12 protein-coding genes and 1 pseudogene are annotated in these 13,639 nt (G+C 36.9%); 11 read left to right on the forward strand and 2 right to left on the reverse strand.

Going from position 1 to position 13,639, the window contains the following annotated elements; translation table 11 throughout:
• Nucleotides 1-345 precede the first annotated feature (345 nt).
• On the forward strand, nt 346-1,026 hold the full coding sequence (locus WBN20_RS14615; protein ID WP_424282213.1) for a hypothetical protein: 681 nt from the start codon (nt 346-348) through the stop codon (nt 1,024-1,026).
• Between the two features lie 76 nt (nt 1,027-1,102).
• Here WBN20_RS14615 and WBN20_RS14620 read toward each other — a convergent pair whose 3' ends face one another.
• Both WBN20_RS14620 and WBN20_RS14625 read right to left on the reverse strand, forming a co-directional pair.
• Complete coding sequence (locus WBN20_RS14620) at nt 1,103-1,996, reverse strand: class I SAM-dependent methyltransferase (protein ID WP_424282214.1); 894 nt, start codon at nt 1,994-1,996, stop codon at nt 1,103-1,105.
• A 136-nt stretch (nt 1,997-2,132) separates the two neighbouring features.
• The gene (locus tag WBN20_RS14625) at nt 2,133-3,521 is read right to left on the reverse strand and encodes an FAD-dependent monooxygenase (protein ID WP_424274866.1); all 1,389 of its coding nucleotides are present in this window, start codon (nt 3,519-3,521) and stop codon (nt 2,133-2,135) included.
• A gap of 282 nt (nt 3,522-3,803) precedes the next feature.
• Here WBN20_RS14625 and WBN20_RS14630 point away from each other — a divergent pair, with 282 nt between their 5' ends.
• From WBN20_RS14630 to WBN20_RS14675, 10 genes and pseudogenes are all read left to right on the forward strand, one after another.
• Nucleotides 3,804-5,765, forward strand: coding sequence for a prenyltransferase/squalene oxidase repeat-containing protein (locus WBN20_RS14630; RefSeq protein WP_424282215.1), 1,962 nt, complete (start codon nt 3,804-3,806; stop codon nt 5,763-5,765).
• A gap of 73 nt (nt 5,766-5,838) precedes the next feature.
• A complete protein-coding gene (locus WBN20_RS14635; protein WP_424273163.1) occupies nt 5,839-6,012 on the forward strand; it encodes a hypothetical protein in 174 nt (57 codons plus the stop codon).
• 42 nt (nt 6,013-6,054) lie between these two features.
• Complete coding sequence (locus tag WBN20_RS14640) at nt 6,055-6,702, forward strand: DinB family protein (protein ID WP_424282216.1); 648 nt, start codon at nt 6,055-6,057, stop codon at nt 6,700-6,702.
• A gap of 196 nt (nt 6,703-6,898) precedes the next feature.
• The gene (locus WBN20_RS14645) at nt 6,899-9,934 is read left to right on the forward strand and encodes a WD40/YVTN/BNR-like repeat-containing protein (protein ID WP_424282217.1); all 3,036 of its coding nucleotides are present in this window, start codon (nt 6,899-6,901) and stop codon (nt 9,932-9,934) included.
• A gap of 41 nt (nt 9,935-9,975) precedes the next feature.
• Complete coding sequence (locus WBN20_RS14650) at nt 9,976-10,725, forward strand: class I SAM-dependent methyltransferase (RefSeq protein WP_424282218.1); 750 nt, start codon at nt 9,976-9,978, stop codon at nt 10,723-10,725.
• Between the two features lie 49 nt (nt 10,726-10,774).
• A complete protein-coding gene (locus WBN20_RS14655; RefSeq protein ID WP_424274862.1) occupies nt 10,775-11,653 on the forward strand; it encodes a 3-keto-disaccharide hydrolase in 879 nt (292 codons plus the stop codon).
• Between the two features lie 80 nt (nt 11,654-11,733).
• Nucleotides 11,734-12,183: a YybH family protein gene (locus tag WBN20_RS14660; RefSeq protein ID WP_424272080.1), complete on the forward strand. Its 450-nt coding sequence runs from the start codon at nt 11,734-11,736 to the stop codon at nt 12,181-12,183.
• A gap of 13 nt (nt 12,184-12,196) precedes the next feature.
• Nucleotides 12,197-13,180: an NAD(P)-dependent alcohol dehydrogenase gene (locus WBN20_RS14665; protein WP_424282219.1), complete on the forward strand. Its 984-nt coding sequence runs from the start codon at nt 12,197-12,199 to the stop codon at nt 13,178-13,180.
• A complete protein-coding gene (locus WBN20_RS14670) occupies nt 13,177-13,389 on the forward strand; it encodes a hypothetical protein (protein WP_424282220.1) in 213 nt (70 codons plus the stop codon). Before WBN20_RS14665 ends, WBN20_RS14670 begins: the two co-directional genes overlap by 4 nt.
• A 63-nt stretch (nt 13,390-13,452) precedes the next feature.
• Nucleotides 13,453-13,639, forward strand: a pseudogene (locus WBN20_RS14675) (hypothetical protein); the annotation flags it as partial.

Raw genomic sequence — 13,639 nt, forward strand, 5'->3', positions numbered from 1 at the left:
TATCGTTAAAAGAAGTGCCGCATTAATTTCGTCGGAAATGTTGACAGATGACAGGAATTTATGGAAAGAGATCCCTACCAACCATGCCGTATTTATTGACAGTGATATGCAAGTATCTCTACATAAACTAGCGGAAGTTAAAGACTATGCAATGACATAGGTACATTATTTGCAACGGTATTTTAATTTAAGCAATAATATACGCTTTATAGTAAAATATGTGGATATTTATTTTTGTTAAATTAAACTCCTGTTGGTAATAAGAGATTGGATAAATACCAGAATATTAAAATAGCTATTTTATAATTCTATATAGTAAAGAATTGAATTTTAAATTTTTAAACAATGAAAAAAGATTTCGAAACTAAATTTACAGCTTGGGCATTTATTTTTGCAGCCATTTTATTATGGGGTGGTTGGGCACTTTCACCACACCATATTGGTGAGTATATTGTTGCATCAGACTTTACCACAATTAATGAAGATTTGTGGTATTGGATATGGATGTTTCGGTTTCATATTTTTGGTTGGGTAACTATGGCAATAGCTATTTTTGCTCTTGCCTCAATTACGGCTAAAAAACCCTACAGGGTTGTTCTGGTACCTGGTGCTGGAATGGTAGTGATTGGAACTATGACCCTGGCTATAGCATCTGCGTTTTATTATAATTTTGGGGCCTGGGGAGTTGGTAAGACTATGGGCTTATCAGCTGCTGAAATTCAGGAATTCATGGATAATATCCTTTACACAAACCAATATGTTACCTGTTTTGTGCGATTTGGGCGTATCTTTTCCGGAGTTGGCCTTGTACTATTAGGTTTCGGATTTATAAAATGGAAAATTGTCAACCCGTTATTGGGTTGGTTTACTGCACTGTTAGGATTCGCGGCAATGGCTATCATTATGGGTATTCCCGATAATTTTGAAATATACAAACCCGTTTTTCATGTGAAAGTTTTATGGCTTGCAATGATGGGTATTGCAATTTTATTAAAAGGGGTTAATCTTCCTGAACCAGAATCCTGATATTTAGCTTCAGACTATTTTGGAGATTGGTCTTCACAATGATATAAGTGAGGCCTATGGTTTTATGGAGTAAATGTTACATCTTCCTAATCCACAAATTACCCCCGGTATTTTTATAGGTAAGTGGCATCTCCTTAAATGCTGCCTTATGATGTTGATGAATAAAATGTGAAAAAAGTACTATTTCAAATTGATTGTTATAACTCAAAAATGCCCTTAGTAAATAGTCCTCATTCCAGTTACGACCTTCAGAAACCCAGCTTTTGGGATATTCAAAAGGGTAGAATACGTCGTGAAAGTGAATAATAACGCCAGAATTTAAAGTCGGTAATATCTTAAATATCTCGTAATTAACATCGCTTCCTGTTTTGGACACATGGCTGCTATCAATAAAAAGAATGTCATTACGCTGTAATTTCTGAAACTCAGTTATTTGAACATTTTGAACTTTTGTTTCCAAAACCTTACATTTGTCTCTGTCATTATCTTTAATAAGTCCATAAAGATATTTTGGATAGGGCTCAATAAATGTAAGATTTATGTCATCTACAAAAGCCTCACGGGTATCTAACATTACTGCCGAAGAATGTCCGGAACCAATCTCTATAATCCTTTTTGGCTTAAAATGCCTGATAAAAGAATAAAGGACTATCGCATCTGTATATGCATAGGCTCCGTTGTTAAAACAATATCTTTGATTATCCGACTTTTCATCCCTAAAAGGCATTTCCGGATAATATTTAGAAAATTCTTTTAATAATAAAAGTTGATTGTCGAGGTTCAAATTTATGCCTAAGATAAAATCCTGATCGACTTCTTCCCATATTTGATTTTCAAATTCAACGAGTTCAGCCTTGGATACAATGGGAGTATAAAAATGTCCAAAAGGGTATTTACTTAGAGGTTTGTACCTGCCCCATTTTACGAATGTCCGAATGACAATTATTATGAAATTATATACCGATTTCATAAGCTATTTGTAAGATTATATGGCAATCAATCATTAGTTTCAGCGGAGATTTAAGTAACTAATATTGATAATTATAGTAGAAACTGAAATATTGTTAAATCGTTTTTTTGAATTTGAAATTATATTATTGGCACTTTCATATTATCCGGTTCAATGCTTCCAACATTAATTTATTTCCCCGATCCGGTTTTTCGGAAAGAAGTAAAGGGGTAATAATTCCAACTGCATCCTTTACCATAGTAAGGGATTCGGTAACAACCACTCCTGACTTTTCAGAACTTACTTTTAATTGGGTTCCATAACGGGCCATCGCTATAAAATGATTCAACAATAACTTCTTGTCTTTGTTGAGTCCTGCAAGAATAGAGCAGGTTTCTTCGGCATATTTATCTCCCCTGCTAACGTATTCAAAAAACGCTTTTCTTAAATCCGGATTATAGACTACCCCATAAAGACCATCCGCCAATATATTTGTAGTTTGAGTTCCTAAATGTCTGGTTTCATAAAACTTTTTAACTGCTCCTCCTATTTGCCTGCTGTTACCAAAATCTGCAACCTTATCCAGATTATCACTCAACCTCAAGACATCATTAAAAGCCGCGGTCATTCCCCCTCCTGTTAAGGGATGTCTCATATTTAATGCATCTCCCAAAAGAACAGCCCCTGATTTTTTAATAGGGCTTGCCGGAAGTCTGTGGTTTGGAAAAGTCTTGAATTTCCCTTGCTCCACGGCTTCATAAAAAGCGGATCGGGCTATTAGAGGAATAGCATCTTCAAACTCTTCCAATAGGAATTTTTTAAAATCCTTTCCTAACCTCGGAGGTTTCTCTCCTTTAAAATCTATTAATACCCTCCAGGCATTAGAGGTAACAGGATAAATAACCATTGGGGGATGGTCGCCCATAACAAGATGTCCATGGTTAGCAAAAGGTAGCTCGCAATTTTTTAATAAAAGTCCAAGGAAATATCCGTTAACTTTCTTTTCCGGTTTGGATAATTTCTCGCGAAAATTAGACAAAGGGCCATCTGTAACAACAGTCAGATGCGCATAAATATTCTCTTCAATTCCCGTCTTTCTGCAATTATAAGTAACACCAGTTATGGCCTTTTCTTCTTCAATTAATTGGGTAACTGTACCTTCGATTACCCGAATATTAGGTTGAGCCAAAATGTACTTCCTGATATTCTGTAAAAAAGCTCCATTTCTGAAACCGTAACCACATGGTTCACCATTTTTATTTGGATAGGAAATAAGATAATCCCTTTCTTCATAAATAATATCATATCCATAAACTGGTTGCGCATCAATATTATCTACAAATGAGGTAAAACCCATTTCCTGAAGCTTCTGTACCCCTCCCGGTTGCAATAATTCACCTATAATAACATCTCTCTCGTTCAGGTCTTTTTCAACAACCACAATATTCTTGCCCATTTTGGCTAAATTGGCCGCGAGAGTGGCACCGGCAATTCCGGCACCCACAATAAGGGCATCAACTTTGTTATTTATTCCGTTGTCTGACATTTGTCTTTTATGGATAACCCTAATTTATTTTTATCTTATTTCACTTAAAAAGTAAGTGTAACAAGTAGATAACTTTACAAAGATATTGCTTTAACAGCAAAACTTAAAAGTTTGAATTCATTTTATTAGACTAAAGCCAGAATCTGTATTTCTAATTTCTCCTATTAAATATTAAATTCGATTATATTTACCTGATCATTTGTAATACCAGTACAATCGATCATAATCCTTATACTGTAGCCAATAATTTAAGAGTTATAATTTGAAATATGTTATCTGATAATGGTCAATCCTATTGATAAAATTGAACAAGCCATTCAAAAAATTTACGGTTGGATGGCTGCAAATCAAACAGAAGAAGGTACCTGGCCTGTACCGTATGACGGGCCCTTTTTTCTCTTGCCCCTATACATTTTTGCCCTTAGAATATGTGGCCGGCCCATAAGTAAGGAAACCAAAACAAAGATGAGCAGGTATATCCTGAGACATCAACTGGCAGATGGTAGTTTTGGAATACATCAGGAATCAAAAGTAGGCACCGTTTTTACCAGTGTAATTAACTATGTTGCCTTGCGCTTTTTAGGTCATCTCCCCTCAGAACCAGCACTCCGGAAGGCTTTAACCTGGATTCACGACAAAGGAGGACCCTTGTATGCAGCGAGCTGGTGTAAATTTATCTTATCATTTCTAAATTTATATTCCTATAAAGGAGTTGCTCCTGTACCCCCCGAGCTCTATATGCTACCAAGCTGGTTTCCATTTCATCCCCGAAAAATTTCGGGTTATGTGAGGATCATTTATTTACCCATGTGTTACTTCTATCGCGAACGGTTGGCGATAGAACCAGATGAACTAATACTGCAGTTGCGAAAAGAATTATACCTCCAACCCTATGAACAAATTAATTTTGGGAAACACAGAGGGACTTTTGCAGACACAGATAATATATTTCCTGAAACTAGAATATTTAAAATTTCAATATGGTGGATCAAAAGAGTAGATCCCCTAATCCCTAAATTTATTAAAAAGAAGGCGCTGGCACTGGTGTATGAACATATAGAATATGAAGATGAAAACTCTTCTTTTATTAGACAAGCCCCTGTAAATGCTGTGTACAATACCCTGGTATACCATTTTAGAGGTGAGAAAGAGAAACTGAAAAAATCCTGGGAAAAGCTACCCTTATATTTATGGGAAAATGAGGATGAAATATTGATGCAGGGCTTTACAAATACCTATACCTGGGATAATGGATTCTATCTACAGGCCATGGGTAAGGAATGTACTGATCCATTGTTAAAACCTTTAGCCCTGAAAACCCGAAAATTCCTATTGGAGAATCAGGTGATGAATGAGCTGGAAAACCCTTTTAAGTATCATCGACTTCCAAGGGCAGGGGGCTGGACTTTTAGCTACCTGGATAATGGTTGGGTAGTATCGGATTGCACTGCAGAAGCTATCAAAGCACTTTTGGAAACTGAAGGTTTAGGTGATGAATTATTATCCGATGAGAGAATAAAAAAGGCAATTGGTTTTATAATGCTACTTCAAGGTGATGATGGCGGATGGACCAGTGTGGATAAAGCCATTGGGAGCCCGAAACTCGAGTGGTTTAATGCGGCAAATGTGTTTGTAGATATTATGGTTGACCATTCTTATGTGGAATGTACAGCTAGTATTATTCAGTGTTTCGTGCAAATAAAACAGAGCAGGCCCCATTTGTTTACCTCTGAAATGAAGAATGCCATGGACAGGGCTGTTAAATACCTGTTGAATGCCCAATATGAAGATGGCAGCTGGGAAGCCCTTTGGGGACTGTGTTTCACCTATGGAATTTGTTTTGTTGTTGAAGGACTAACCATGTATGGATTACAAAAAGACCATCAGGCAATTCAGAGGGCATGCACCTACTTATGGTCTATGCAAAAAGAAGATGGAGGCTGGGGAGAAGCACAGGAATCCGCACTTGCAAGGCATTATATACAAGCCGAAGGCAGTGTTGTAGACCAAACAGCCTGGTCTGTTTTGGCACTTTTAAATGGAGGTTATGCCGAGGATCCACGTCTAATTAAAGCTATTGAATGGCTTATAGACCAGCAGCTTGATAACGGCGACTGGCCCGTGCAGCCTATGAGCGGGTTGTTTTATAAAACAACCATGGTTTCCTACAGGAACTACAAGCGTTATTTCTCACTATTGGCATTAAAGAAGTATAGACAAGAACTGAATCCTAAAATGGGGTAAATCCTGGATTTTTGGATGCCTGATTAAGCTTTGATCATAAAGAAATTACTATCTTTTAGGTCATATATTAAATATGAAACAGAAAAATTATGCAGGAGTTGGTATTGCCCTTGGCGCCGGAGTTGGAGGAGCAATCGGAGTAGTAATAAACGAAATAGCTGTTGGTGTCGGAATTGGAGTAGCTATTGGGGTTGCAATTGGAGCTGGATTGAATAAGAAAAGAAGTAAGGAGAATTCAGATAAATAATCTTTAAGCCTGGATTTTAATTAAAATTATAACATTATCAATATGAAAATTAACACTAACAAAACCAACAGAAGAAAATTTATCAAAGGATCCACAATTTTAACAGCAGGATTAATCTCAACCCCGGTAATAAGTCTTGCCCATAAAAAATTTGTTCCTAATGCAGATGGCTTATATATAATAGGACCAAAAGAAGGATACGCACCTGAAATCGGCACACTTTTATCTACTATGACAATGATGCGGACATGGTTGATACATAGTGTTAAAGATTTGACTGTGGAACAATTGGATTTCCAAATTGATGAACAATCAAATTCTATTGGTGCAATGTTGCTTCACCTCGCAGCTACTGAAAGGTATTACCAATTAAACACTTTTGAAGAACTGGAATGGGGTTCCTGGAACGATGAAATAAAAAAGGAGTGGGATGTGCCTATGGGCCTGGGTGCAAACGGCCGAGAACAGATTAAAGGCAATAAAGTAGAGTATTACCTTTCCAAACTGGAGGAAGTTAGAGAAAATACTAAAAAAGAATTTGCTAAGAGAGACGATGATTGGCTTAATAAGACTGAAGCATTTTTCCAGAACCAACCTACCAATAATTATTGTAAATGGTTTCATGTTTGCGAACACGAATCAAATCATAACGGACAAATTAAATTCATTAAAAAAAGATTACCAGTTTAAAAATAAAGCAGCCCGAAAAATAATATTTAAAAGATTTTATAGGAAATAGGTCTAAAAAATATATAGAGTAAAGAAAAGGTTGAAAAAAATATCAGCTTATTATCAGTGCAAGTAATAGGAAAAATGATCAAAGGAATTTATCTTGGCTACCTTTAATTAGCAATCCAATTCTTCTTTAAAACTCAAATTATCTTAAATGATTATTATCCGAACAGTCTTTTTTACCTTTGTATTTTCTTTCTTGTCTACCATTTGCTCCATAGTTTATTCCCAGGACTTTTCTTCCCTGGAATACCGCAATGTAGGACCATACAGAGGTGGACGGGTCACAGCTGTAGCAGGTATTGCTTCTAAACCATCCAACTTCTTTCTGGGTGCCACAGGAGGTGGTGTCTGGAAAACCGAAGATTACGGCACTTCCTGGTTTAATGTTTCCGATGGCTTTTTTAAAACCCCATCCATTGGGGCGATTGCAGTTGCCCAAAACGATCCAAATATCGTCTATGTTGGCACAGGTTCGGACGGTTTGCGAAGTAACCTGATTGAGGGCAAAGGCATGTATAAATCTATTGATGGTGGTAAAACCTGGGTAGAAACCGGATTAACAAACGTTGGGCAGATAGGGGCTATTCGCATACATCCTGTTGATCATAATATAGTGTATGTTGCTGCGTTGGGAAGAGCCTTTAATTCCAATCCTGAAAGGGGCCTCTTCAAAACCACGGATGGGGGCAAGACCTGGAACAACATTTTGTTCATCTCCAATAAAACCGGAATTTCTGATATAGAAATGATGCCTACCAATCCTAATATACTTTATGCCGCGGCCTGGAAAGCAGAACGTAAGCCCTGGACCATAATTAGCGGAGGAACACCAAAAGAAGGAGGAATCTACAAATCTATTGATGCAGGGAAAAACTGGAGCAAAATTGAGAATGGACTTCCGGAAAAGCTGATTGGTAAAATAGACCTGGAAGTATGTCCGGCAGATTCCAAGCTACTCTATGCATTAGTTGAAGCCCCTAATGAGGAAGGCGGATTATATATTTCAGATGACCATGGTGAAACCTTTGAACATGTATCTGACGACAAAAAAATACGTACCAGACCTTTTTATTACACGAACGTAAAAGTAGATCCACAAAACTCTGATGTAATTTATAGTATGGCCACAGACTATATGAAATCAGTAGACAGGGGAAAAACCTGGTCATCACTTTCCGTTCCGCACGGCGATAATCACGATATGTGGATCAATCCTGAAAATTCAGACCTTTTCATTCAAAGTAATGATGGAGGAGCAAACGTAACACATAATGGTGGTAAAAGCTGGTCTACACAATATAATCAACCTACATCGGAAATATACCAGGTAGAGGTAGACAACCAATACCCTTACTGGCTTTATGGTGGGCAACAAGACAACTATTCCACTGTGGCAGTACCCAGTATGGCTCCATATGGAATTCAGGCAGCTGGAATAGGTTATATTATAAATACAGGAGGTTGTGAAACCGGTCCGGCGGTACCTCATCCAACAAATCCCGATATTGTTTACTCCAATTGCAAAGGCCGATTTACAGTTTTTAATAAAAAAACCGGAACGGAAAAATCATTTTATGTTGGAGCCTCAAATATGTACGGGCATAATCCAAAAGACCTGCAATTCAGATTTCAGCGGGTATCCCCTATTCTGGTTTCCCCTCATAATCCAAAAGTTATTTATCATACATCGCAATATGTCCATAAAACCACCGATGAAGGTAAAACCTGGAAAATCATTTCTCCAGACCTCACGGCTTTTGAAACAGATAAACAAGTGATCTCTGGAAGTCCGATTACCCGAGACATTACAGGTGAAGAATTCTACAGTACTATTTATGCCATACAGGAATCGCCTTTAGAGGAAGGAGTAATTTGGGTTGGCGCCAATGACGGACCTGTTCATGTAACCCGGAATGGTGGTAAAACCTGGAAAAACGTAACTCCAAAAAACCTCCCCCCGGGTGGAAGGGTAGATGCCGTTGAGCCTTCGCCACATAATCCGGCGAAGGCCTATGTTTGTGTTCTGAGATATCAGTTAGGCGATCGGAAGCCTTATATCTATAAAACCGATAATTATGGTGAATCATGGCAGTTACTAACATCAGGTAATAATGGGATACCAAAAGAATATGCAGCAAGAGTAGTTCGTGAGGACCCCGAAAAGGAAGGTCTTTTATTTGCCGGTACAGAATATGGGGTTTTTGTTTCATTTAACGATGGAGCAACATGGAAGGCATTCCAACAAAATCTACCCATTACCCCTATTACCGATCTAAAAATTCATAGAGGAGATCTGGTTTTCGCTACAATGGGCCGCGGATTTTGGATCCTGGACGATATAAACGTGCTGAGACAGGAGAATTTGAACCAAATTAAAGATGATTTCTTATTTAAACCCAATACTGCCATTCGATACCGTTCGCCTTCAGGAGCCAGGACAAGTGAATATCCGAAGTATCCTAAACCGGGGGTAAGCATTGATTATTTTTTAAAAGAAGATTTGAGTTCTCTACTAAAATTGGAAATTTTAAATGAAAAGTTGGAAGTTGTAAATACTTACATTAGCGATACGACAGGGATTTCAAAAGACACTGTAAAACGTGATATGAGTACCGAATTCCTGAATTATCAGATAACTGATAAATTAAATGCAAAGAAAGGGTTTAATCGTTTTAAATGGGATATGACCTCAACCGGGCCGTGGAATAAGAAAACTGAAAATCGTTATGAAAATGGTCCGCTTGTTAAACCCGGAATATATATTGCAAAGCTCACAATTGATAAGATAGTATTGTCGAAATCTTTTGAAATAGTTATAGATCCAAGAGTTAAAGTCACAGGAATCTCAGAAAAAATCATAAGTGATCAGGTAGATTTTCAAATTAAAGTACGCGACTTATTAAATGAGGCATTATTGCTGGTCAACAGTTTGGAAATAGAACAGGAAACTTTGGAGAATAAAGAGAAAATTACCGAAGCGGATAAAACCAAATTATCGGAATTAAAAATAGTCCTTGAGCAATTAAAAACCCGGGAAGGAATTTATGAGCAACCTATGTTAACGAGCCAAATCAAATATTTATACAATATGATGAATGAGGCTGATCAGGAGATTGGGAAGGACGCATTGGACAGGTTTATTGAATTGGATAAAAGATTTCAGACCATCAAAGAAAGTACGAACTAGTTGCTTTATAAACAGAACCTCATTATTAAATTATCTTTTTTATGAACATTTTTAAAAAGTTAAAAACATATAATAAACACGGAAGACGAGTGGTAAATGACCCATTTCATAAAAATACCTATGAAAAAACTAAGTTAGAACTCAAAAAAACGCCCCAAAGAACTGAAGTGATAAATTTTTTATTATCACTCTTTAAACGTGAAACCTGCTATTTGGAAATAGGCGTCCGAAATCCGGGGGACAATTATAACCACATAAATGCTGACACAAAGTATAGTGTAGACCCCGGTCTGGAATACAAAGCCAGTTCAATAGATTTTAAAATGACCAGTGATAGTTTCTTTGATAAATTAAATAATAATGAAATTTTATCTAAGGATATTAAGTTTGATGTCATTTTTATTGATGGTCTGCATCTGGCAGAGCAAGTAGATTTAGATATTAAAAATGCATTAGACTATATAAAAGACGATGGTTTTATAGTGTTACATGACTGCAACCCCCCAACGGAATGGCACGCAAGGGAGGACTATGACTACAAGAATTCTCCGGCACAAGGCTATTGGAACGGAACTACCTGGAAAGCATTTTTAAAATCGCGATTCGATTCCGGTTTGTATTCCTGCTGTATTGATACGGACTGGGGCGTTGGAATTTTGTCTAAAAAAAATCCTATAGGCGACAGCATAAAGAATACCAATCCATTTTATGAATATAAGGTTTTGGATGAAAACAGAAAATCAAGTCTTAATCTAATAAGTTTTGATGAGTTGAAAAAAGTTTTAGCGTAATCTGTAGAGTTTTTGTTACCGAAACTTTATCTTCTCAAATAATATCCTTATGATGAAAATTTTTATCCCTGTCGTTCTGCTCATTCTCTTAGTCTCATGGACGTATCTTAATATAGGTAAACAGGACGGCAACTGGATTGCACTCTGGAACGGAAAAGATCTTACGGGATGGCATACTTTTTTAGGAACGCCTTACCAATCTAAAGAAGATGATACAGGAAATAAAATAATACCATTTGGAGTTGATCATGATCCTTTACAAGTTATAAAAGTTGTGGACACAGATCAAGGGAAGGCCATCAGGATATCAGGAGTAGCATGGGGTATGATTTATACCGAAAAAATATTTCAAAATTATCACTTAAAACTTAAGGTAAAATGGGGTGAGGACATGCACATCCCAAGGGAGAATGGCCCACGCGATAGTGGATTACTTTATCATGGGAATGGGGAACCCGGCTCAGAATTGGCATATCCCTGGATGAATTCGCAGGAACTTCAAATACAACAGGGAGATATGGGTGATTATTGGCCAGTAGGTGATACAGAAATAGATATCCCTAGTGTACGATTTAAAGATAATTATTTTATTTACAAAGAGAATGCAGACTTACGAACGTATTATCTGGCGACCATTTTAAAGAAAGCAGTACATGATAGCTTGGCAAAGCGGCGTGTATTTAAGGCACTTGATGCCGAAAAAAAATATGGGAAATGGAATGAGATAGAGCTCATTACAATGGGTGACTCCAGCATCCATATTGTTAATGGAAAGGTAGTTATGCGTCTTTTTAATTCCAGAAAAATGAGTAATAAAGAGCCACTAAAATCCGGTAGAATTATGATTCAATCGGAAGGGGCTGAAGTCTTCTATAAAGATTTTTATTTGAAAAATATTACAGAGATTCCCGTCGAATTCAAAAAATAAAATATGAGGAAGTAACGGAGTTGAATTCTTAATTTCCAATCATATTAACAGCTTTGAAATATCCAAAAAAAGAGCAAACAATGAAAAATATTTTGATCCTCCTCCTTTTGTCAAATTTTGTAATCACTAACCTAAGTGCACAGAAAATTGCTCCGAGTAAAAAACAAACAAAAGACATTCACTCCTTAATTGAGGACTACTCCAAAGCCAGAGAAAATAAAGACACGCTGCTACTAAGTCATATTTTGACAGAAGATATAGATCAATTAGTATCTTCAGGTAAATGGAGAAAAGGTAAAGAAGAGTCCATGAAAGGCATGTTACAAAGCTCAGTAAACAATCCTGGCACAAGAACCCTGATTATTGAAAATATACGGCTTTTAAATCCTCAGTATGCAATAGTAGATGCCCGCTATGAAATAAAAAACACCGATGGAACCATGAGGAAGATGTGGAGCACTTTTATGGCAGTTTTCCAAAACAATGAATGGAAGATAACAGCTATTCGTAATATGCTGCCAGCCCGTTAAAATAGTTTATTAAATGAAAGCCATTGTTTACACTCAATATGGATCCCCGGATGTTTTACAAGTTCAAGATGTTGAAAAACCTGAACCAAAAAAGAATGAAATCCTCGTAAAAGTTCGTGCAGCCTCAGTAAATAGAACAGATTGTGCCAACCTAAGGGCAAAACCATTTATTATGCGGTTTATGCTGGGCCTATTTAAACCAAATAAAAGAATTCTGGGTACTGAATTTGCCGGTGATGTTGTGAAAACTGGCGAAGGAGTAACTTCATTTGGTGTTGGAGATAAAGTTTTCGGATTTGACGACAGTGTTTTGAGTTCGTATGCTGAATACTTGGTCGTGCAGACTAGCAAAGGTGTCTCAACAATGCCTGAGGGTTTTAATTATCAACAGGCAGGTGCTTGTATAGAAGGTGCTCACTATGCATACAACATCATAAACAAAATTGAACTTAAGAGAGGCCAAAAAGTAATGGTCAATGGTGCCTCTGGTGGGATTGGCACAGCCACCGTTCAGCTTCTTAAATATTTTGATGCAAATATCACTGCAGTATGTAATACAAAAAATATAGAATTGGTCAAATCTTTAGGAGCAGCAAAAGTAATCGATTATAGCAAAGAAGATTTCACGAAAGATCCGGGAAAATATGACTACGTTTTTGATACTGTAGGCAAAAGTACTTTTGGTAAATGCAAGTCCTTATTAAAACCGGGCGGTGTATATATCTCCTCTGAATTAGGGCCCTGGTCTCAAAATATTTTTTATTCACTTATTACTGCCCTTTTTGGAGGCATTCCAGGCCTTGAAGGAAAAAAAGTAAAATTCCCTTATCCACCCAATATAAAACGGAGTGTACTCCTGATTAAAAAACTGATTGAAGAAGGTAAATTTAAGTCCGTAATTGACAGAACTTATCCACTTGAAAAAGTGGCTGATGCATTCAGGTATGTGGAAAAAGGTCAAAAAACAGGAAATGTTTCAATCCTTTTCGGGCATTGATAGCAGCTGCACTTACTGGCTTAAAGGCTTCTGATATGGTTATTGACTTCTGGGTAAACGAGCAACCCGAACTACAGGGATATGGCTTCAGCCTTTGGGTGGTTTATCTTGTATGGATATTGCTTATCATAGCATTATACCCTGTATGCAGCTGGTTCAATAGATACAAGAGTAATAATAGAGATAAATGGTGGCTTAGTTACTTTTAGGTGAAATTTTGACTAAATTGAATTAATTATTTTCATATTTAGTTCCAAAACAAAAATCGCACCATGAAAAGTATAATGTCCTTTATTAAAACCACTCTGATTGGAGGATTGTTTTTTGTAATACCCCTTGTATTGCTTGCTTTAATTATAGGTAAGGTTCTGGATGTTTTTCGAAAATTAGTTGCACCTATCGCGGATAAAATTCCCATTGAAGCAATCGGCGGAATTACCATATCCAGAATAATCGCGT

Origin of the sequence: Eudoraea sp. (genome assembly GCF_049665975.1) — a bacterium.
Lineage (GTDB): Bacteria > Bacteroidota > Bacteroidia > Flavobacteriales > Flavobacteriaceae > Eudoraea.